Origin of the sequence: Geobacillus sp. E263 (genome assembly GCF_007197795.1) — a bacterium.
Taxonomy (GTDB): Bacteria; Bacillota; Bacilli; order Bacillales; family Anoxybacillaceae; genus Parageobacillus_B; species Parageobacillus_B toebii.
Genome location: NZ_CP041632.1, coordinates 662,373 through 683,321, shown reverse-complemented (window position 1 = coordinate 683,321; position 20,949 = coordinate 662,373). Strand labels below are relative to the sequence as shown.

General features: G+C 42.6%; 26 protein-coding genes and 1 riboswitch. Of the genes, 12 read left to right on the top strand and 14 right to left on the bottom strand.

Translation table 11 applies throughout. The features are described from left to right. Positions 1 to 85: 85 nt before the first annotated feature. The 3 genes from FNL97_RS03525 to FNL97_RS03515 all read right to left on the bottom strand — a co-directional run bounded on the left by FNL97_RS03525 (position 86) and on the right by FNL97_RS03515 (position 1,831). The gene (locus tag FNL97_RS03525) at positions 86 to 1,285 is read right to left on the bottom strand and encodes an MDR family MFS transporter (protein ID WP_143415057.1); all 1,200 of its coding nucleotides are present in this window, start codon (positions 1,283 to 1,285) and stop codon (positions 86 to 88) included. Positions 1,286 to 1,384: 99 nt separating this feature from the next. After that, on the bottom strand, positions 1,385 to 1,552 hold the full coding sequence (locus FNL97_RS03520; RefSeq protein ID WP_143415056.1) for a glycogen biosynthesis protein GlgD: 168 nt from the start codon (positions 1,550 to 1,552) through the stop codon (positions 1,385 to 1,387). A 15-nt stretch (positions 1,553 to 1,567) separates the two neighbouring features. Beyond that, the gene (locus FNL97_RS03515) at positions 1,568 to 1,831 is read right to left on the bottom strand and encodes a YtzC family protein (protein WP_143415055.1); all 264 of its coding nucleotides are present in this window, start codon (positions 1,829 to 1,831) and stop codon (positions 1,568 to 1,570) included. Positions 1,832 to 1,986: 155 nt separating this feature from the next. Here FNL97_RS03515 and mnmL point away from each other — a divergent pair, with 155 nt between their 5' ends. Further along, positions 1,987 to 2,949 carry a tRNA modification radical SAM protein MnmL/YtqA gene (gene mnmL / locus FNL97_RS03510; RefSeq protein WP_143415054.1) on the top strand — a complete coding sequence of 321 codons (963 nt, stop codon included), beginning with the start codon at positions 1,987 to 1,989 and terminating at the stop codon, positions 2,947 to 2,949. Then, a complete protein-coding gene (gene mnmM / locus FNL97_RS03505) occupies positions 2,946 to 3,521 on the top strand; it encodes a tRNA 5-(aminomethyl)-2-thiouridylate-methyltransferase MnmM (protein WP_143415053.1) in 576 nt (191 codons plus the stop codon). Before mnmL ends, mnmM begins: the two co-directional genes overlap by 4 nt. Before the next feature lie 29 nt (positions 3,522 to 3,550). On the opposite strand, the gene tbcS is transcribed toward mnmM, so the two are convergent. Next, on the bottom strand, positions 3,551 to 4,630 hold the full coding sequence (gene tbcS / locus FNL97_RS03500; protein WP_143415052.1) for a tetraprenyl-beta-curcumene synthase: 1,080 nt from the start codon (positions 4,628 to 4,630) through the stop codon (positions 3,551 to 3,553). Positions 4,631 to 4,659: 29 nt separating this feature from the next. Next, positions 4,660 to 5,451, bottom strand: a complete 792-nt coding sequence (locus FNL97_RS03495; protein WP_143415051.1) for an alpha/beta hydrolase — start codon at positions 5,449 to 5,451, stop codon at positions 4,660 to 4,662. Between the two features lie 90 nt (positions 5,452 to 5,541). Here FNL97_RS03495 and FNL97_RS03490 point away from each other — a divergent pair, with 90 nt between their 5' ends. Both FNL97_RS03490 and FNL97_RS03485 read left to right on the top strand, forming a co-directional pair. Next, positions 5,542 to 6,060, top strand: a complete 519-nt coding sequence (locus tag FNL97_RS03490; protein ID WP_143415050.1) for a gamma carbonic anhydrase — start codon at positions 5,542 to 5,544, stop codon at positions 6,058 to 6,060. A gap of 58 nt (positions 6,061 to 6,118) precedes the next feature. Continuing rightward, entirely contained in the window at positions 6,119 to 6,961 is an 843-nt protein-coding gene (locus tag FNL97_RS03485) for a C39 family peptidase (protein WP_143415049.1), read from the top strand. Here the strand turns inward: FNL97_RS03485 and asnB are convergent. After that, positions 6,958 to 8,856: an asparagine synthase (glutamine-hydrolyzing) gene (asnB, locus tag FNL97_RS03480; protein ID WP_143416281.1), complete on the bottom strand. Its 1,899-nt coding sequence runs from the start codon at positions 8,854 to 8,856 to the stop codon at positions 6,958 to 6,960. The two genes, FNL97_RS03485 and asnB, sit on opposite strands and share 4 nt — an antisense overlap. Before the next feature lie 201 nt (positions 8,857 to 9,057). Then, positions 9,058 to 10,269: a methionine adenosyltransferase gene (metK, locus tag FNL97_RS03475; protein WP_143415048.1), complete on the bottom strand. Its 1,212-nt coding sequence runs from the start codon at positions 10,267 to 10,269 to the stop codon at positions 9,058 to 9,060. A gap of 180 nt (positions 10,270 to 10,449) precedes the next feature. Then, a riboswitch (SAM riboswitch) is annotated at positions 10,450 to 10,564 on the bottom strand. A 185-nt stretch (positions 10,565 to 10,749) separates the two neighbouring features. Here metK and pckA point away from each other — a divergent pair. After that, positions 10,750 to 12,336, top strand: coding sequence for a phosphoenolpyruvate carboxykinase (ATP) (gene pckA, locus FNL97_RS03470; RefSeq protein WP_062755056.1), 1,587 nt, complete (start codon positions 10,750 to 10,752; stop codon positions 12,334 to 12,336). 30 nt (positions 12,337 to 12,366) lie between these two features. Here pckA and FNL97_RS03465 read toward each other — a convergent pair whose 3' ends face one another. Continuing rightward, the gene (locus tag FNL97_RS03465) at positions 12,367 to 12,609 is read right to left on the bottom strand and encodes a DUF2584 domain-containing protein (RefSeq protein WP_015864872.1); all 243 of its coding nucleotides are present in this window, start codon (positions 12,607 to 12,609) and stop codon (positions 12,367 to 12,369) included. Between the two features lie 29 nt (positions 12,610 to 12,638). Continuing rightward, positions 12,639 to 13,427: an alpha/beta hydrolase family protein gene (locus FNL97_RS03460; protein ID WP_062755103.1), complete on the bottom strand. Its 789-nt coding sequence runs from the start codon at positions 13,425 to 13,427 to the stop codon at positions 12,639 to 12,641. Positions 13,428 to 13,531: 104 nt separating this feature from the next. Here FNL97_RS03460 and FNL97_RS03455 point away from each other — a divergent pair, with 104 nt between their 5' ends. Genes FNL97_RS03455 through FNL97_RS03445 form a run of 3 tightly spaced genes read left to right on the top strand, consistent with a single transcriptional unit; the run spans position 13,532 to position 16,114 of the window. Next, on the top strand, positions 13,532 to 14,530 hold the full coding sequence (locus FNL97_RS03455) for an ABC transporter substrate-binding protein (RefSeq protein ID WP_062678033.1): 999 nt from the start codon (positions 13,532 to 13,534) through the stop codon (positions 14,528 to 14,530). Between the two features lie 17 nt (positions 14,531 to 14,547). Then, on the top strand, positions 14,548 to 15,321 hold the full coding sequence (locus FNL97_RS03450; RefSeq protein WP_015864875.1) for an ABC transporter ATP-binding protein: 774 nt from the start codon (positions 14,548 to 14,550) through the stop codon (positions 15,319 to 15,321). Continuing rightward, positions 15,305 to 16,114, top strand: coding sequence for an ABC transporter permease (locus tag FNL97_RS03445; RefSeq protein ID WP_089098034.1), 810 nt, complete (start codon positions 15,305 to 15,307; stop codon positions 16,112 to 16,114). Before FNL97_RS03450 ends, FNL97_RS03445 begins: the two co-directional genes overlap by 17 nt. Before the next feature lie 14 nt (positions 16,115 to 16,128). On the opposite strand, the gene ytkD is transcribed toward FNL97_RS03445, so the two are convergent. The 4 genes from ytkD to FNL97_RS03425 all read right to left on the bottom strand — a co-directional run bounded on the left by ytkD (position 16,129) and on the right by FNL97_RS03425 (position 18,030). Next, the gene (gene ytkD / locus FNL97_RS03440) at positions 16,129 to 16,590 is read right to left on the bottom strand and encodes an RNA deprotection pyrophosphohydrolase (protein WP_015864877.1); all 462 of its coding nucleotides are present in this window, start codon (positions 16,588 to 16,590) and stop codon (positions 16,129 to 16,131) included. Positions 16,591 to 16,676: 86 nt separating this feature from the next. After that, the gene (locus FNL97_RS03435; protein ID WP_015864878.1) at positions 16,677 to 17,012 is read right to left on the bottom strand and encodes a hypothetical protein; all 336 of its coding nucleotides are present in this window, start codon (positions 17,010 to 17,012) and stop codon (positions 16,677 to 16,679) included. A gap of 70 nt (positions 17,013 to 17,082) precedes the next feature. Then, positions 17,083 to 17,478 carry a phage holin family protein gene (locus FNL97_RS03430; RefSeq protein WP_089098035.1) on the bottom strand — a complete coding sequence of 132 codons (396 nt, stop codon included), beginning with the start codon at positions 17,476 to 17,478 and terminating at the stop codon, positions 17,083 to 17,085. 111 nt (positions 17,479 to 17,589) lie between these two features. Further along, positions 17,590 to 18,030, bottom strand: coding sequence for a Dps family protein (locus tag FNL97_RS03425; RefSeq protein WP_143415047.1), 441 nt, complete (start codon positions 18,028 to 18,030; stop codon positions 17,590 to 17,592). Positions 18,031 to 18,239: 209 nt separating this feature from the next. On the opposite strand from FNL97_RS03425, the gene ytzI reads away from it, so the two are divergent. Beyond that, complete coding sequence (gene ytzI, locus FNL97_RS03420; protein WP_073967992.1) at positions 18,240 to 18,377, top strand: YtzI protein; 138 nt, start codon at positions 18,240 to 18,242, stop codon at positions 18,375 to 18,377. A 33-nt stretch (positions 18,378 to 18,410) separates the two neighbouring features. On the opposite strand, the gene FNL97_RS03415 is transcribed toward ytzI, so the two are convergent. Further along, positions 18,411 to 18,884: an S-ribosylhomocysteine lyase gene (locus FNL97_RS03415; protein ID WP_062755068.1), complete on the bottom strand. Its 474-nt coding sequence runs from the start codon at positions 18,882 to 18,884 to the stop codon at positions 18,411 to 18,413. Between the two features lie 119 nt (positions 18,885 to 19,003). Between FNL97_RS03415 and yidD the strand changes: the two genes are divergently transcribed. The 3 genes from yidD (at position 19,004) to FNL97_RS03400 (ending at position 20,855) form a co-directional block, all read left to right on the top strand. Continuing rightward, a complete protein-coding gene (yidD, locus tag FNL97_RS03410; protein WP_041269731.1) occupies positions 19,004 to 19,240 on the top strand; it encodes a membrane protein insertion efficiency factor YidD in 237 nt (78 codons plus the stop codon). A 254-nt stretch (positions 19,241 to 19,494) separates the two neighbouring features. Beyond that, positions 19,495 to 20,577: an RNA-guided endonuclease InsQ/TnpB family protein gene (locus FNL97_RS03405; protein WP_015863580.1), complete on the top strand. Its 1,083-nt coding sequence runs from the start codon at positions 19,495 to 19,497 to the stop codon at positions 20,575 to 20,577. A gap of 83 nt (positions 20,578 to 20,660) precedes the next feature. Next, entirely contained in the window at positions 20,661 to 20,855 is a 195-nt protein-coding gene (locus tag FNL97_RS03400) for a hypothetical protein (RefSeq protein ID WP_041265042.1), read from the top strand. The last annotated feature ends 94 nt before the right edge of the window (positions 20,856 to 20,949 follow it).

Here is a 20,949-nt window from a genome sequence, read left to right as displayed (position 1 = left end):
ATTATCTAATTAGATTTGTATCAAATTAGATGTTTGTTGTCAACCTCCATATTTTTTCAGATAAAAAATGAAGCAGAGAACATGTCTACCCTACTGTAAGCGTTTGTTTCCCCTTGTTTTGCTTCTTTGGCAAGTTCCGATCATAAAAGAACGTCGTGACAAGCGAAAGCGCGCAAAAGAAAACAAGCGCGGCAAACAGTGGTTTCATGCCAGCGTAATCAGCGATAAAGCCGCCTAGCACAGGTCCGATCATTCTCCCTGCCGTTGCCGTGCTGTTGACAAATCCTTGATAAAATCCTTCTTTTCCTTGTGGCGCGAGTTCGCTCGCCACCGTTGGAATAGCCGGCCATACAAGCATTTCCGCAATCGTTAATACAACCATTGCCAGCGCAAATTCAAAAAACGAATTCGCTTGAAGCAAAAGAGAAAAAGAAACGACAAAAATAGCAAATCCAACAAGCATTTGCCGTTTTACATGCCGCATCCATCGTTGCACAACTGCTGACAAGAAAGGTTGCGCGAATACAATAAGCGCACCATTAATCGTCCAAAGAAGGCTATATTGTTTCAGCGTAATGTGGAGCTCTTGCGTATATGCAGCAATTGTCGTTGCCCATTGCACATAGCTAATCCAACATAAAAAATAACCGGTACAAAGCGTCACGAGCGCATACCAGTTTGCACGGCTTTCCATGTTGATAGCTTCCGCCGGTTTTGCTGAAGCCTTGATTGATTTTGCAACCTGAACATGACGCAATCCAAACGCAATCAACAAGAAAAACATAACGTACAGCAACAAATTAGCGGCAAAAATGAGCGTAAACGAATATGACGCGACGACCCCGCCAAGCGCTGAACCGATCGCCACACCAATGTTTTGTGCAACGTAAAGCCCGTTAAATGCCCGTCTTCCGCCCTCTGGCCAAATTGCTCCCGCATACGCAGCCGCTACTGGAAATACAATCCCGCTTCCCATCCCGATGATCGTTAAAAAGATGGCATAATGCGGCCAGCCATGAAAGAAAACAAGGCCGACAAGCGCGGACATCGTCGCGACAATTCCGATCATCATCGACTTAAAACCGCCAATTTTATCAAACAATAGCCCTCCGGCTAAGTTTCCAACCACGCTTGCTCCGGAATTGAGCATAAGCACCATTCCAGCGACAGAAAGCGATTTTCCTAACTGTTCATGAACGTAAATCGTGTTCATCGGCCATAAAAAAGAAGCCCCTGTCACGTTGATGGCCATGCCGATCATTAATATCCAAAGCGCACGGGGCATATGTAATCCTCCTTCAATATTTGAGTAACAAAGTAAATTGTATGTAGATGGATGAAAAAAGGCAATAAAAAAGCTTGTCGACTTTGTCGACAAGCTTTTTTACTCTTCGACGTGCTGCTTTGATTTTTGCGGCTGCCCGCCTGTTTGTTCATATGCTTTTTTCGCTTGTTTCACTGGATCAAAATCTTTTCCAAGTTCGATATCATTGTTGTTAAGGCCATTTCTCGTTTTTTGTTCAGGATTGTTCTGTTTAGAACGTTTTTTCACAGCGCCCACCCTTCCTTAATGATTAAGCAAAATCATTTCGTTTTGCAATTGCTGAAGCTGCAAACGCATCCGATGCAGCTGCTCGCGCTGTTGCGCATTACAGCTAAGCGCTAAATGCGCCAAATCATTGATTGCGCTCTCTAACATTTGCTGTGCTTGTGTATATTCAAGGTCATTATAATGCTCTTGCTTTTGCGCCTCTGTATATTGCTCTTTTGCATAGCGAATGACATCTTCGCAATGCTGCAAAAATTCATCGACCGATTGCCGCGTTGCCATTATGTTCCCTCCAAGCGTATAATCGTTTGTTTCATCTTTTAATGTGCACATTTCATTTTGCGAATATCACGTTAATGATTGGTAATCATCGATTTTTCCCGCTAATCATGTTACAATGCTAAAATGATATTATTTTCAAAAAGGAGGAAGCTGTTTTGAAACAGCCCAACCCATTTCCATATACAAACGATCATAAACGTTACCATACATGGAATTATCATTTACGACAAACGTTTGGCTATAAAGTATTTAAAGTCGCTCTTGATGGCGGTTTTGATTGTCCGAATCGCGATGGGACAGTTGCTTACGGCGGATGTACGTTTTGCAGCGCGGCAGGTTCTGGCGACTTTGCCGGCAATCGCGCCGATGATCTTGTTACCCAATTTAATAAAATTAAAGAAAAAATGCATAAAAAATGGAAAGACGGAAAATATTTAGCTTATTTTCAGGCATTCACGAATACACACGCTCCCGTAGACGTACTGCGGGAAAAATACGAAACCGTCTTAAACTTGGACGGGGTTGTAGGATTGTCGATTGCGACTCGTCCAGATTGTCTCCCTGATGATGTGGTAGAGTATTTAGCCGAACTGAACGAGCGCACATATTTATGGGTCGAACTGGGCTTGCAAACCGTTCATGAACAGACAGCCATGCTTATTAACCGTGCCCATGATTTTGAATGTTTTGTAAAAGGGGTCGAAAAACTCCGCAAACATGGCATTCGCGTTTGTGCACATATTATTAACGGGCTTCCGCTTGAGGATTACGACATGATGATGGAAACAGCGAAAACAGTGGCAAGCATGGACATTCAAGGAATTAAAATTCATTTGCTCCATTTATTGAAGGGAACACCGATGGTAAAGCAATATGAAAAAGGGCTAGTCAAATTTTTGTCATTTGAAGAATACGTAAACCTTGTCTGTGATCAGCTGGAAATTTTGCCTCCAGAAATGATTGTGCACCGAATTACAGGGGACGGTCCAATCGACTTAATGATCGGTCCAATGTGGAGTGTAAATAAATGGGAAGTGTTAAACGCGATTGATGCGGAACTCGAACGCCGCGATAGCTATCAAGGAAAGTATTACAAAAAAGAAGTGGTCAAACAATGAAATTAGCGAAAATTCTCCCTTTTACACGAACATTGATGGACCTCGCTGTGAACGAAGGGGATATCGCCGTCGACGCTACGGTCGGAAACGGACATGATACGCTTTATTTAGCACAGCGCGTTGGAGAATCCGGCCGCGTATTTGGCTTCGATATTCAAAAAGAGGCGATTGCGGCAACATCCGCCCGCCTCCAAGAACATAACGTGCTAAACCGAGTAACGTTATTTCAAGCAAGCCACGATCAACTGATCGAAAAAATTCCCTCTATTTATCATGGCCGCATCACCGGAGCAATGTTTAATCTCGGCTACTTGCCGGGCGGCGATAAACGAATTGTAACAAAACCTGATTCAACGATCCGCGCCATTGAGCAATTGCTACAAATTATGGCGAAAGAAGGGCTTATCGTTCTCGTCGTCTATCATGGCCATCCGGAAGGCATCATCGAACGTGACGAGCTTCTTAACTACGTGAAGACGATAGACCAAAAGCGAGCCCACGTATTAAAATATGAATTCATCAACCAAATAAACAATCCCCCTTTTATTATCGCGATCGAAAAACGATCATGAGGCTGCCCTTCTAATCAGGACAGCCTCCTTCATTTTGCTATTACAGAGAACTTTTTTTGCCATAACCGATATGCTTTTCCATTCCAATAGAAAAACCAAGCAATCATCCCGCCTGATCGAACAAGCTTTTTCGCAAGGCGGCGGAGTTCTTTTTGTTTCTTTACTTTTTCATCCGATAAATATAAACCAAGAAGTCCTCGATGAATGAGACGATGAAACTCCCCATGCGGCAATTGATTCACATGGCGGTCCGCCTCTTCAATAAAATGGCAAAGCCGCTCTAACAAAACAGATTGATTTGGATAGTAAAAACAAAAATTCAAATCTCCTCCTAGACGATCTTCTTCTTGGTCAATAAAATAATCAAGCAAAATATGCAGCCCTTGAATATAAGGAAAATAACCGTCGCGTATTTGTTTTGCCATTTCCTCATGAAATGTTTCGGTAAACGCATAGGCAACTAAGCAAAAAATGCCCAGCGTAGAACCGGAACAAGCAGAAAACTCATACCATTCCATTGGTGGAAGCTGATCTTTATATTGTTTAAACCATTTCTCAAGACGCGGTACTCGCTCGTCTACATGCACATGTTTATGTACTTGTAAATCACAATAATATCCAGCTAATTCATGCAAAAACGGAACAATTTTATCGTAATGTGTCACTTTCTTTAAAACACTTTGACATGTTCGTACAAGGTCATGCAAATAGCCACCGTCATCTTGTTCTTGACGATGGCGGTAATAATTCGAAACTTCGGCATCAATCGATAACGCGTCAGGCATCGATTCATGAAGGGCTCGAAAATCATGCGGATCTAATGAAGTGCTTCGATCACATAAATTATCAAGATAATCGCTGATCGTTTGATAAGCGACAATAAAACGAATACACTCTTCCATTTTCTCTCCTGCTAATAACGATAAAATGGAGCCTCCTTCACAGTGAAACGTTTTTGTTTCAATACTTGCCAACGCTTGTTTTCGAAGTTCCGGGTCTGGAATATTTTGTGCTCTTTGTTTCCAATAGGCTAATTCGCGATGCACTACCGGAAAGACGTCGCGATAGACTTTTTTCATAAGAGTGATCGGATGTGTCGGGATTTTCAACAGGCTCACCTCAGATATGTTTACATTGTCTAGCGATATAGTCGGCATTGTGTATCTAAAAACGATTTTGCATATAAGAAAACATCTTCCCGCTCCGGTTCATTAAAAATTTCATGATATAATTTGTTCCATTCTTTATACATTTTTTCCGATATCGGCAAACGGTCAAACCATTCTTTTACAGCTGTTTTATCGACAATTTTATCGTCCCCGCCTTGCATGAGCAGCAATGGGATATCAGGGAATTTCTGAATACGGCGAAAAGCCAATTCCATCGCCTTTACTAATTCACGATACCAGCGGACAGATACTTTCGTCACATAAAGCTCATCATGTTTATCGGCCTCATATACTTCTTTATTTCTTGTTGCCAGTTCGACAGACAATCCTGAATCGATCAAAAGGGATGGCGCGATATAATTTAATACTCTTGATAACATATCAAGCCCTTTCGATGGGTACGATACAAGTCCTAAACATGGCGAAGATAAAATAACCCCTTGTACAGAAGGGCGTTTTTCTTGCAATGTACGGATAACAACAAGCCCTCCCATGCTATGTCCAAGAAGGAATACCGGTACATGAAATTGTTTGGCTTCCGTGATCCAATCGGCCACCTCATTAATATATTCATCAAACGATTGGATATGTCCACGTTTTCTTCTCGTTGTCCGCCCTTGTCCAGGCAAATCTCCTGCTACAACATGATAACCGCTTTTCACCCACTGCTCGATCAACCATTGATAGCGCCCGTGGTGCTCCGCGGCTCCGTGGACAATCACAACCGTTCCTTTTCCTTCATTTGCCTCCCATTTCCACATCGTCAATCTCCTCCGTTTACGAATCGTGCCACTATCTGTACAATAATAAATAATACTGAACCATTTTATAAAATGAAAGGAAAGAAGCGTATGATTTATCCGTACAAAGGAAAGTCTCCAAAGATCGCTGAATCTGCCTTCATTGCCGATTATGTCACCATTACCGGTGATGTGGTTATCGGGGAAGAAACAAGCATTTGGTTTAATACTGTTATTCGCGGAGATGTCGCTCCAACGATTATCGGCAATCGCGTCAATATCCAAGATAACTCAATTTTACATCAAAGTCCAAACAATCCGCTTATCATTGAAGATGGTGTAACCGTCGGCCATCAAGTCATTTTACATAGCGCCATCATCCGAAAAAACGCTTTAATCGGCATGGGCTCGATTATTCTCGATGGTGCGGAAATTGGCGAAGGAGCGTTTATCGGTGCCGGAAGCCTTGTCCCACAAGGAAAAAAAATTCCGCCGCACACGCTCGCATTTGGCTGTCCCGCTAAAGTCATTCGTGAATTAACTGACGAAGATGTCCGCGAGATGGAGCGAATTCGCCGCGAGTATGTGGAAAAGGGACAATACTATAAGGCGTTGCAGCTAAAACCGTGATCATCGTTCCTTATTTTCAGTAATTTAAAGTCATTCCGATCAATTAAGGAGTAGCATTATGCCTATCGTCTTGCTTCTTTTCATCATTGCTGTCGCATTGTTGATTATATTTTTCCTAACGAAAGCATTATCGAAATCAGCACTTGTTTCTCTTTTGATGTTTTGTCTTCTCGCGGCACTGTTGTTCAACCAAAAAATAGAAACAACGATCGTGCGTTTAACACAATCTTATTTAACAAAAGAAGAAGCACTGATAGAGAATGTGATTTCTTCCGCTGTTGAGAAGAAAATCAAACCTTCTGTGCTGCTTGATGTGCCAGCCATTCGCCAACTTCCCGAGTTGCCTCGCGGTTGTGAAGTCACGAGCCTGGCGATGCTTCTTGAGGATGCCGGCGTACAAGCCGACAAACTGACGCTTGCTAAACAAATAAAAAAAGATCCTACTCCGTTTCAGCGAAAAAATGGCAAAGTGTATTTTGGCCATCCAAATGATGGTTTTGTCGGGGATATGTACTCGCTTACCACGCCAGGCTTAGGTGTGTACCATAAGCCGATTAAACAGCTTGCTGAAATGTATCTGCCCGATAGAATCATTGACTTAACAGGAAGCGACTTTTCCGTGTTGCAGCAATATCTTTCGAAAGGAGTACCGATTTGGATTATTACCAACAGCACGTATAAAAAACTTCCTGAATCCGCCTTCCGTGAATGGGAAACGCCAAGAGGGCCCATTAAAATTACGTATTACGAACATTCCGTCGTTATTACGGGATACGACCAAGATTATATTTATTTCAATGACCCGCTTACAGGCGAAAAAAATAAAAAAGCACCCAGGGCCGATTTTTTAGACGCCTGGGCGCAAATGGGCAGACAGGCAATCACCTATCAACCTGATTAGATGGATAGGGGTTGTCTGTCTTTTTTATATAGATGGGAAAAATCGTACTTTCTTTCGATATACACTTGATGCCAAATCATAAATACTAGCACCGTCCAAATTTTGCGGCTATGATCCGCTTTATTGGCACAATGCTCTTCTAACAAGCGATATAACACATCTTTATGGAATAAATGATCCGTTTCACTTTCTTTGATAATTGTTTTCGCCCAATCGTGCATTTCATTTTTCAGCCAATGGCGAATCGGCACTGGGAAGCCAAGCTTTTTGCGGTGAAGAACATGATCGGGAACAATGCCCTCTGCCGCTTTGCGTAAAATGTATTTGGTTGTATTATGAGCCGTTTTCATTTCTGGCGGAATTTTTGCCGCTACTTCAAAGACCGCTTTATCTAAAAACGGAACGCGCAATTCCAAAGAATGTGCCATCGTCATTTTATCGGCTTTTAGCAAAATATCCCCGCGCAACCATGTGTGAATATCAATATATTGCATCCGATTCATCGGTGGATAATGGGTTGTCTCTTCATAAAACGGACGAGTAATCTTCGTATATTCCAACCCATGTTTGTAAGATTTCAACAAACCTTGCTTTTCTTCTTCACTATACATTTTCGCGTTCCCTATATAGCGTTCTTCCATTGGCGTTAGACCGCGCTCGATAAAGCTTTTCCCTTTCACCCCTTCTGGAAGAATGCGAGCAATGATGCGCAATACCCATTTTACCGCGCCAGGCATCCAATCAAACAGTTTTAATGACTGTGGTTCACGATAAATGTTATATCCTCCAAACAGCTCATCCGCTCCTTCTCCGGAAAGAACAACCGTTACATGCTTTCTCGCTTCACGGGCGACGAAATAAAGCGGAACAGCTGCTGGATCGGCAAGCGGATCATCCATATGCCACATAATTTTCGGCAATTCTTCCATGTACTCTTCTGGTGAAATGACGTAGCTAATGTTTTCGACACCTAATTTTTCCGCTGTTTCTTCCGCAACAGTAATTTCGCTAAACCCTTCCCATTCAAAACCAACCGAAAAAGTTTTGATGTTCGGATGAAACTGCTTCGCAATCGAAGCAATCAGCGAAGAATCGATTCCGCCCGATAAAAATGAACCAACCGGCACATCACTGCGCATATGTACGCGTACAGAATCGAATAAAACATCGCGAATTTCTTTCACAAATTCGTCTTCCGATTTCCATACAGGCTGGAACCGCGCTTTCCAATAGCGGTGTACCGTTAATTTTTCACCGACTTTCTTTTTGATATAGTGGCCCGGCTCCAATTTTTTAATCCCAGCGGACATGGTCATTGGCTCAGGCACATATTGGAATGTTAAATAGTGCTGCAGTGCATTATAATCAAGAACGTCGTTTTCCATCGCATGCAAAATGCTTTTCTTTTCCGATGCAAAAAACGTACGACCCGCTTCTTCTAAGTAGAAAAACGGCTTAATGCCGAATGGGTCGCGCGCGGCAAAAATCGTTTTTTCTTCTTTATCCCAAATGACAAACGCAAACATGCCGCGAAGCTTTTCTACCGCTTTTTCTTTTTCAGCGCTGTAAAGAGCGATAATGACTTCCGTATCCGAGTTGGTTGCAAATTCATATCCTTTTTCCACTAATTCATCCCGCAGCTCAAGGTAATTGTAAATTTCGCCATTAAAAATAATCCAATACCGCTCATTTTCGTAAGAAAGCGGCTGATGACCTGCTTCTAAATCAATGATGCTTAAGCGGCGGAACCCGAAATGGACATATTCATCAAAATAGTATCCATGATCGTCCGGACCACGATGTGTAATCATATCATTCATCTCTTCGAACGTTTTCTGCCATTGTTCGTCTGGCATTTTCGGCTCATCATGAACGCATCCGATAAACCCACACATGTTTTGTTTCACCTGTCCTCTTATATTTACCCTATTGGTTATACCATACATAATAGGAATATAGCATTTCGTTTACTCTTTTGAAACAAATTGTTGCCAATCTTTTCTGCAGAGCAGTCAAAGCAGATGCTTTTTCGTTGCGTTTGCCCTTGATTTTGCCAAAAAAAGAGAGCTACATAACGTAACTCCCTTTTCTGTTTGTTATTGCTTTGCTAACGCAAGAGCTTGCTCTTTCAATGTTTCCGCTTTATCAGTGCGCTCCCATGGAAGATCGATGTCCGTGCGTCCGAAATGGCCATAAGCCGCTGTTTGTTTATAAATTGGGCGGCGCAAATCTAACATTTTAATAATGCCAGCTGGGCGAAGATCAAAGTTGTTGCGCACCACTTCAATTAAAATATCTTCGGATACTTTTCCGGTTCCGAACGTATCAATGGAAATGGAAACCGGTCTTGCAACACCGATCGCATATGCCAACTGCACTTCACATTTATCCGCAAGTCCTGAAGCAACAATGTTTTTCGCTACATAACGCGCTGCATAGGCTGCGGAGCGGTCTACTTTTGTCGGATCTTTACCAGAAAACGCACCGCCGCCATGGCGAGCATAACCGCCATATGTGTCAACGATAATTTTCCGTCCTGTTAAGCCAGCGTCGCCTTGAGGTCCGCCGATGACGAAACGGCCTGTCGGGTTAATAAAATATTTTGTGTTTTCATCGATCAGTTCTGCTGGTACAACCGGCTTAATGACATGTTCTTTAATATCGCGCTCAATTTGTTCTTGTGTAATTTCCGGATGATGTTGCGCTGATACAACGATCGTATCAATACGCACTGGTTTTCCATTTTCATCGTATTCTACTGTTACTTGTGTTTTGCCATCTGGACGCAAATATGGCAAAATGGCTTCTTTCCGCACTTCTGACAAACGGCGTGCCAAACGATGCGCTAACGAAATCGGAAGCGGCATTAATTCTTTCGTTTCATTGCAAGCAAATCCAAACATTAACCCTTGGTCTCCAGCACCGATCGCTTCAATTTCCTCGTCAGTCATCTGACCTTCGCGGGCTTCTAACGCCTTATCGACTCCCATTGCGATATCTGGAGACTGTTCGTCAATCGATGTCAATACAGCACAAGTATCGGCATCAAAACCATATTTCGCACGAGTATAGCCAATTTCGCGAACCGTATCGCGGACGATTTTCGGGATATCTACATATGTTGATGTCGTAATTTCTCCACTTACGAGCACAAGCCCTGTTGTAACGCTCGTTTCGCATGCGACGCGAGCATTCGGATCCTTCTCTAAAATGGCATCTAAAATGGCATCGGAAATTTGGTCACAAATTTTGTCAGGATGACCTTCCGTTACAGATTCCGAAGTAAATAAACGTCTTTTTTTTGACATTCGTCAGTTTCCTCCTCTTTTCATAATCGAACGTCTAAATATTGTATTCCTGCAAACTGCAGATGATACGGTACTCATTCCCTTTTATTATAGCTTTTATATATCTTGACACATAGACATATAAAAAAACCTTTCCTGTAATTTTGAGGAAAGGTCATTGCAATCATATTGCTCCTTTCACTCTTATCGCTCAAGGACGTTGCCTTGCCACAGGTTAGCACCATTTCACACATTTCCAGTTGTGACGGTTGCTGGGTTTCATCGGGCCTGTCCCTCCACCGGCTCGGGATAAGAGTATCCGTTCAATGAGTTATCATATCGTAATTAAATAAAGAAAGTCAACAAAATTAGACAATTTTTTTATGAACAAAAATGAGAAAAATAAAAGAAAAGAAATTGTCACAAATAGTATGGACTAATAATAAAAATGTGTTATACTATTTTAAGGAGACCATTTCAATAAAAAGGAAGGTTTTGTACATGGGAGTCGCTAATATGACAAGTAAACTTACCACATTATTACAACAGCCAAATGTGTTTCATAATTTATCGGTAGCACAGCTTGTAGAAAAAGTGTTGCAACGAAATGAAGGTCGGTTGACAGCTACCGGAGCAGTTGCGGTAACGACAGGAAAATATACAGGTCGCTCTCCAAAAGATAAATACATTGTAGAAGAAGCTTCGACGAAATCAAAAATCGATTGGGGGACGACGAACCAGCCGATTTCTGAAGAAGTTTTCGAAAACTTATACAATAAGGTAATTGACTATTTAATGAAAAAAGATGAAATATTTGTTTTTAAAGGATTTGCCGGCGCTGATCCCAAATACCGCTTACCTATCCAAGTCATTAATGAATTTGCGTGGCAAAATTTATTTGCACATCAACTATTTATTCGCCCAACAGCGGAAGAACTGCAAACACACAAAGCGGAATTCACCGTTATTTGCGCACCAAACTTTAAAGCAGATCCTGCTGTTGATGGAACAAGATCGGAAACATTTATCATTATTTCTTTTGAACGGCGGATCGTGCTAATCGGTGGCACAGAATATGCTGGCGAAATGAAAAAATCGATTTTCACTGTGATGAATTATCTGCTCCCAGAACAAGGAATTTTATCGATGCATTGTTCGGCAAACGTCGGTAAAGAAGGGGATGTCGCATTATTCTTTGGTCTATCCGGCACGGGAAAAACGACGCTTTCCGCCGATCCAAACCGCCGTCTTATTGGTGATGACGAACACGGCTGGTCCAACCGCGGCATCTTTAATATCGAAGGCGGTTGCTATGCAAAATGCATCAATTTATCACGGGAAAAAGAACCGCAAATTTTTGATGCGATCGGATTCGGTGCGGTGCTCGAAAACGTTATTATCGATGAGCATACAAGACTGCCTAATTATGATGACGCTACGTTAACGGAAAATACCCGCGCTGCTTACCCTATTCAAGCGATTAGCAATATCGTTGATCCGAGCATCGCTGGTCATCCGTCGACGATTATTTTCTTAACGGCAGACGCATTCGGAGTATTGCCGCCGATTAGCAAGCTAACGCGCGAACAAGCGATGTATCATTTCTTAAGCGGCTATACGAGCAAGCTGGCGGGTACAGAACGCGGCATCACTTCTCCGCAAGCGACATTCTCTACTTGCTTTGGAGCTCCGTTTTTACCGCTTCCAGCTGTGCAATATGCGGAAATGCTCGGTAAAAAAATCGTTGAACATAACGTGCGAGTGTTCCTCGTTAACACAGGATGGACAGGTGGAGAATACGGAGTCGGCAGCCGCATAAAGCTTGCCTATACCCGTGCAATGGTGCAAGCAGCTGTCGAAGGAGAACTCGACAATGTCGAAACAGTGAAGGACCCTATTTTCGGTTTAGAAATTCCGATTCATATTCCTGGTGTACCAGATGAAGTGCTGCAGCCAAAAAATACATGGGCCGATAAGCAAGCATATGAACAAAAAGCAAAAGAACTTGCCGCAAAATTCCGGGAAAACTTTCAAAAGTTTAAACATATCGCTCCGGAAATCGAAGCGCTGGGCGGTCCAATCGTATAACTTCCAAGGAGGGAATCATTCCCTCCTTTTTTAGTTTATCGAATGCAACGAAATCAGCTCATACGTTACAATCGTCTGATTGTTGGCAAGTTCCAACTTTTTTACCACTGCTTGGCCGCTCGCTTCGCTTTGCAACGTTCTTCTCACTTCAAGCGGAATATCGATCGGATAAATACGATACCCTTCCTTTTCTAGAATAAATAGATTGTCTTTCACTCGCTTTTCCTTGCCTTTTGTCACAATGAGTGTTTGAAATTCCAGCGGCATGCCCATTGAAACACACCCCTTTTCTTTTTATCGTATCATACATTTGGTTGTCGTTTCATCCATTCCGTTAACCGACGAACTGTTTCGCGGTTATCTTTCGGTGGAAAGTAATGAGTAAAGTTTGGAAAATACCATGCCGTCACTTGTTTATTTGCCTCTTTTAGTCTTTTTTCAAGGCGATACGCGTGTTCAATCGAAACGTTTCGATCTTTCTCCCCATGAATGATTAACACAGGGGCTTGAATCTTTTCGATCTCATACAATGGGGTTCGCCACCGGTAGCGCTCTGGATATTTCGTTGGCGTTCCGCCTATTACCCGTTTCATCATTCTCCGCAAATCTTCTCGCTCCCAATATGTCAATGCAATATCAGATACTCCGCCCCAGACAACGACAGAACAAACCGCAGGCTCCAAAATCGCTGTATGAAGCGCCATCGCTCCGCCGCGAGAAAAGCCAAATACGTGAATGCGTTTTGTATTCACCCAGGGATGCTGCTGCAAAAGGCGGAAACTTGCGAGGGCGTCATACCGATCTTCCCCCACAAAATCTTCATTTCCTTCTCCCCCTTGATTTCCTCGATAAAATGGCGCCATGACAACAAATCCGTACGAAGCAAACTGTGTAATGCGAGATAGGCGCACTTGCCCGACGTTTTTAATTCCGCCGCGCAAGTATAAAAAACCATCGTATATTCCAGGTGTTTTCGGCTGGGCCAAAAAACCTTTAATTTTCAGCCCTTGACATAAATACGTGACGAGAAATACATCCACATGCGGGTTGGGGGAAGGAAATCTATATTGATCCACGATATATCCGTCCATCTCCATATATTTCTTCCTTTCCATTAGGCATTCACACATTTTTGTCTTGCGCATACGATAAGGTGAAGTAAGTTTCATTTCACCTTTCCAAGGAGGTTCCCTGCATGAAAAAGATTGCTATGATATCGCTTTTTCTCTTCCTTCTTATTATTCCGCTAGCTGCTTGCAACAAGCAAACGAAGGAAGAAATAAAGACAGTACGTGTTGCGGAAGTAACTCGTTCGATTTTCTATGCCCCGCAATATGTTGCCCTATCGAAAGGATTTTTTAAAAACGAAGGATTAAAGGTCGAACTCACCACAACATGGGGCGGCGATAAAACGATGACAACTCTTCTTTCGGGAGGAGCCGATATCGCCCTCGTCGGTTCAGAAACATCCATTTATGTCTACAGCCAAGGAACAAATGATCCAGTCATTAACTTCGCGCAGTTGACGCAAACGGATGGAACTTTTCTTGTCTCCCGCAATAAAATTGAAAACTTTACTTGGGACCAACTTAAAGGTAGCACATTTCTTGGCCAGCGCAAAGGCGGTATGCCGCAAATGGTCGGAGAGTTTGTCTTGAAAAAGCATGGCATCGATCCACATAAAGATTTAAAACTAATTCAAAACGTCGATTTTGCTAATATCGCGAACGCATTTGCCAGCGGTACAGGTGATTTCGTCCAACTATTTGAACCAACAGCAAGCATTTTCGAACAGGAAGGCAAAGGGTATATTGTCGCATCATTTGGCACGGAATCCGGCCACGTCCCGTATACGACTTTTATGGCAAAACAAAGCTTTATTAAAAACAACAAAGATACGATCGAAAAATTCACACGCGCACTTTATAAAGCCGAACAATGGGTGGAAACACATAGCGCAGCAGAAGTGGCAAAAGCAATTCATCCTTACTTTAAAGATACGGATATTCAAATTATCGAAAAAGTCGTCGATCGTTATAAAAGCCAAGGGACATATGCGACAAATCCGGTTCTTGACAAAGAAGAATGGAATAATTTGCAAAACATTATGGACGAAGCGGGTGAATTGCCAAAACGCATCGATCATGAAACACTTGTCGACAATTCATTCGCGGAAAAAGTGATGTCCAAATAACGAAAGCGGGTGAAAATATGAGTTTTTTAGCCGTTGACCGCGTTTCCCACACATATTTTACGGAAAAAACAGCCGTTATCGCCCTTGAAAATATATCGTTTACAGTAGAGAAAGGGGAATTTGTCTCCTTTCTCGGCCCTAGCGGCTGTGGCAAAACAACGCTGCTTTCGATTATCGCCGCATTAATCCAGCCGACAGAAGGAGCGGTTTTCGTCGAAGGAAAAGAATTGGACCGCGCTCATCCAACAGCTGGATACATGTTGCAGCAAGACTATTTATTTCCTTGGAAAACGATTGAGGAAAACATTTTGCTTGGCTTAAAAATCATGGGGACATTGACGGAAGAAACAAAAAAACGGGCGCTGGATTTGCTTGCCTACATCGGTTTAAAAGGGGTCGAAACACATTATCCAAATCAGCTCTCAGGCGGTATGCGTCAGCGCGTCGCACTCGTAAGAACTCTTGCGACAGACCCAAAAATGTTACTTTTGGATGAACCGTTTTCCGCTCTCGATCACCAAACGAAATTAAAACTGGAAGAGTTAGTGTGGCAAACACTAAAGGATTACGGAAAAACTGCGCTTCTTGTTACGCATGATATCAGTGAAGCGATTGCGATGAGCGACCGTATTTTTCTGTTTTCCGCAAAACCAGGGCGAATCGCGCGCATCTTTATTGTTCCCGATGAATTGCGCCGTTTATCTCCATTTGCGGCACGTCAGCACCCGCAATTTTCCTCGCTATTCCAATCCATTTGGAAGGAGCTTGATCAACTTGAAACAAACAAATGAACACGTTCGTTCTCTTCATCAGCAGTACATCGCCACATTGAAAAAAGAAAAGCGGCTCATCCGCTTTTTTCAGTTCATTATCTTTGTCTCCTTTTTCCTGCTATGGGAGGCGGCAAGCAGATATAACTGGGTCGACCCGCTTTTGTTCAGCTCTCCGTCAGCGATTTGGAACTTATTTGCTCAAAAGATTGCGGATCACTCTCTTATTACCCATACGCTCGTCACGTTGTTTGAAACCGTATTAGGATTTATTATCGGCACGTTGGCAGGCGCATGCTTGGGCGCTCTCCTATGGTGGTTTCCGCGCCTATCGAAAACGCTCGATCCATATTTAGTCGTATTTAATGCCATGCCAAAAGTAGCGCTCGCTCCCATTCTCATCGTCGCGCTCGGTCCGGGATTTACTTCGATTATCGCAATGGGAGTCATTATCTCTGTCATCATCACAACGATCGTCGTTTATTCTGCCTTTCAAGAAGTGGATGCCAACTATCTCAAAGTGCTAAAAACATTCGGCGCTACCCGCTACCAATGCTTCAAAGAAGCGGTATTGCCGTCATCGTTTCCTACCATTATTTCTACGTTAAAAGTCAATGTCGGTTTATCGTGGGTCGGAGTCATTACCGGCGAATTTCTTGTCTCGAAACAAGGGCTTGGCTATATGATTATTTACGGGTTCCAAGTTTTTAACTTTACGCTTGTCTTAATGAGCCTGCTTGTCATTGCGCTTTTATCGACCATTATGTATCAAGCTGTCAGCATCATTGAAAAAAAATTAATGAAACATCGCTAGAGACGTTCACCGCGTTATAAAGAACGTCTCTTTATTTCTTCTAACACTAAGCGCAGCACATCATCTTTCATAATAAAGCTGAACCGATCGTCCGACCGAATATGTTCCGGCAACTCCGGAAACAACACCGGACCGTTTGTTTCTAAATAAGAAGGCTGCTTAACCATCGCTGCAATTTCCGCAAAGTATATATTTTTTATGATGGACGGTTCTACTTTATATTGGCCAATATACGTTAACGAACCGACAATTCCCCCCGTTTCTTCTTTCACTTCACGAACCGCAGCTTGTTCCGGCGTTTCTCCCTTTTCCACTTTCCCGCCTGGGAACTCTAATCCTCGCTGTGAATGATTCGTCAACAACCATTGCCCTTGATAGCGGCAGACCATCCACACATGGCCGGGGGATGGGGAAAATGGATGATCAGCAAACGATAACCAAACACGATTCCCGTAGTAATCCAAAAACGTATACATGATTCCATACCCTCATTCCATTTTTCTCTCTATTTATTATACTGACAAATGACATAACAAAAAAAGCCGCCAACATGGTTGGCAGCTCATTTATCTTTTGTCTCCTCCGAGAGAATGCCAAGCGAACGAATATGTTCCTTTGCTTCTTCGTTGCCAAGCTTATAAATGAGTTGATAAATTTTCGTTAGCGTTTCATCATAAGCATCGTTTTGACGATCATAATGATATTGAACATATGGAACGTGAGCGCGCCAAAACGCTTGCCAATCTGTAGAATAGTTTTGATCAAAGTACTCACGCAATTGAATAATTTCGTCATCTGTAGCTTCAATTTGAAAATCCCAAGGGGAAGCGGTTTTTACTTGCGAAATTTCTCCCGTCGCGATCGACACATAATAGGTTTTTTTTTGCTGCTTTGCCACACTTGTCATCTCCTTATGATCACTTTCTTTATGTTTAGTGTGGGTGAATGGAAAAAAATTATGCTAAAAATTAGTTCATCTCGTCTTTAAAAAGTTCGATCGCTTTCCTTAAAAAGGATGGAATCGGAACACCTGCTCTTCCTGCATTTTCAACAATGGAGATGAATTCATTTGTGATATAAAAAAAGATAATCGCATCACGAATAAAATGATTGTTCCAGCCAATCGCGATCTCTAATAAATGGGAAACAGCCACTAAAACAAAAATAAGCAGCTTACGGACAATGCCGCGAAATCCGACTTGACTTGACAATCTTCCTTCAATAGCGCTAGCGATCAGTCCTGTTACATAGTCTGCTATCACAAAACAAAGTAAAATCATTACCAATGAGTCCATGCTTCCAATTAGAAATGAAACGAACGACCCAACTAACGAAATGCCAAACATCGACGCATACTTTTGCATCCTCTCTCCTCCTGTGAATAAGCATTATTATGATATGCGCAAAGGAGGAAAGAGGCATAGACAACCTCCTACAAAAAAATCACTCCTTCATCATCGAAGGAGTGATTCATTTTATCGGTCAAGAAACGATTTTAACATCCATACATGTTTTTCTAAGCTTTGATGAATCCCAAGCAACATATCGCCTGTTGTTTCATCCCCGACTTCCTCGGCAACTTGCATTCCTTCTTTTAATTCTCCGATCATTGTTTCAAAATCGCTCACAATGGTTGCGACCATTTGTTCCGCTGTTTCTTGCCCAGTCGCTTCTTTTACGGATGATTGTTCAAGACATTCTTTCATCGTAGCGATCGGCGCTCCGCCAAGCGCGAGAAGACGTTCCGCCAACTCGTCAATATGTAACGCTGCCTCATTGTACAATTGTTCAAATTTCTCATGAAGCGTAAAAAATTGCGGACCTTTGACATACCAATGATAATTATGGAGCTTAATGTAAAGAACACTCCAGTTGGCAATTTGCTTGTTTACAATGTCTGTTAATTGTTTGGACATATCCTCATTCCTCCTCTAATATGAATGTGTACAATTGGATAACCTTGAGATATATTCATAATCAAACTATATTATTTGCTATTACCTAACACATATTCATTACCAATAATCACTAAAATTGTGCCTGTTATTTATCCATTCGTGCAAAGTGTCATCTCACCAATACGATGATAATGTGTTACAATGGAAAGAAAAAAGGTGAATTAGCGATGTATTTGACTTTAGTGGCATCACTGATCATTGCTGCGCTCATTCTTGCTTTAACCTTGATTGCTACATCAAAAGCATATAAGTACAAACACACAATCGACCCGCCTTCTGAAAAGGATCATTCGCAAAATGAATAAGGTTATCATCAATATAATGATAGCCTTTCCACTTTATCCAAATACTTTCTTTAACTCCTCTTTATCATGCTCTAGCCAGAAACGCATGAGCCGCTTTGCCCCTTCGAGGTCGTGCAGCTTCGCTTGCCCGCATTGCCGCTCTGTCGCTGCTGGGACTTCAGTCGCGTTTAGCGCATCTTTCATCGTTTCCTCAAGCAAATCAATGATTTCATCCACTGTCGGCGATCCGCTCACAACAAGATAAAATCCTGTTTGGCAGCCCATCGGCGAAATATCAATAATATCAAAGTGATCATACTTTTCCGCATGTTTACGAATGGTGTAAGCTAATAAATGTTCCAGCGTATGAATCGCATCTGGCTTCATCGCCTGTTTGTTCGGCTGGCAAAAACGAATATCGAATTTATTCACAACTCCATCGCTTCCGACTTTATGAACACCACAATGTCTCACATACGGCGCTTTCACAGCGCAGTGGTCCAATTCAAAGCTTTCTACCGAAGGCATACAAATCACTCCTACTTTATTTTCTCTTTTCATTATACACTGAAATTCGATTTTTTTCATCTTTTTTACATTTATGATACATTATTAACGAAATCATTTATTGATTGGGTGTATGGGAAGTGGTGAAAAAATTATTGATTTCCTTCATCCGTTTTTACCAAATTTTCATTTCTCCGTTAAAGCCGCCGACATGCCGGTTTTATCCAACCTGCTCGCACTATGGTCTAGAAGCGGTGAAACGGTTTGGCGCCATTAAAGGCGGATGGCTGACAATAAAGCGAATTTTAAAGTGCCACCCGTTTCATCCCGGTGGATTCGACCCCGTTCCCGAGAAGCAGGAAAACGGCAAATCGTAAGCAGCGATTTTTTGTCAGCAATATACTCGAACGAGAAAGCTATCGGGCAGCATTAGTATGCCTGAACCTTTCTCGTTCGGTTCTAATGAAAACTATACTCGTGGTGCTAGTTGAGTCTTAACGCTCAACGAGAACATCCGCCTTCCTCCCACTGCTTTAGCTGTGGGAGGAAGGCGGGGTTTATATTTTCAGTATATATTGAATTTTTCGTTCAATATAAGTACACTGGATTTAGAAAGGTAGGTGAATCAAGAATGCTCTGCACTCTCAAGATTAAATTAATGCCAACTCTTGAACAGTTTCATGCGCTGCTGGAAACAATGAAACGGTTTAACCAAGCATGCAACTATATTAGCGAGATTGCTTTTCGCTCCAGAACCTTTTCCAAAACGAAAATCCAGCGGCTTTGCTACTATGACGTCAGGGAAAAATTTGGCCTCTCTGCCCAAATGACCGTTCGTGCCATCGGCAAAGTGTCGGAAAGCTATCGTTTGGATAAAAAAACCTTGCATAACTTTAAAGAAACCGGTGCCATCGTGTATGATGAAAGAATCCTGTCCTTTAAAGGGTTAGAGTATGCTTCCATCCTTACCTTGCAAGGAAGAATGGAAATCCCTATGGTCATTAGCCGCTACCATCAAGGTTTGCTGTGCGGCAACCGTGTTCGGGGTCAAGCCGATTTAGTCCTTCAAAACGGTATTTTTTATTTACTGCTCGTGGTGGACGTTCCCGAAGGCCAGCCCAATTCCGAAAACGGATTTATCGGTGTGGACCTTGGCATCATTAATATCGCCGTCGATAGCACCGGTGAGGTATTTTCCGGCTCGAAGGTCAACGGGCTGCGCCGCCGCCATGCGAAACTTCGCGCCAAACTCCAAAAGAAAGGCACCAAGTCAGCGAAACGCCTGCTTAAAAAGCGTTCCAAGAAGGAAAAACTATTTGCCCGTGATGTGAACCACTGCATTAGCAAGAAGATTGTTGAAAAGGCAAAGGCACTCGGATGCGGCATTGCCCTTGAAGATTTAAAGGGCATCCGCCAACGCACCGAGAAAACGGTTAAAAAGCAACAGCGTCGTCAACACTCTTCTTGGTCTTTTTATCAGTTGAGAAAGTTTATTGAGTATAAAGCGGCGATCGCTGGCGTGCCGGTGGTATTGGTTCATCCAAAAAATACTTCCCGCACCTGTCCGGTTTGCGGACATGTGGCCAAAGAAAACAGACCGTCAAGGGATCAGTTTTGTTGTCGAGCTTGTGGGTACGCTGCCCCTGCCGACAACGTGGCTGCGGAAAACATCCGCAGGGCTGCTGTCAACCAGCCGAACGCGGCAGCCAATTAGGCTAGTTGCAAGCCCACGACTTTAGCCGTTGGGTAGTTGACATTCCAATAAACCAAGACCATTTGAAGAAAGGATGACCAATTATGTACGAGTACCATGAAATCCTGGGCAGCGAAAAGCCGATTTATCGCACTAAGCCGCCGGGTCTTAAGACCATTTCTGAGATTCCTTCAGGAGAATTTCTCATTGATTATGAGATAGTAGGGTATCTGGAATATGAAGAGAACGGGAAAAAACTGTATGAGCCACTGTACGCCATAGTGAGGGATGAATCATGAGTTATTACCAACAATCGAATGAATACAAAGAAAAGCTGAACAAAATCCAAAAAGAAGTTGATCGAGCCATTGAGCGCATTTTCAAGAATGGAGA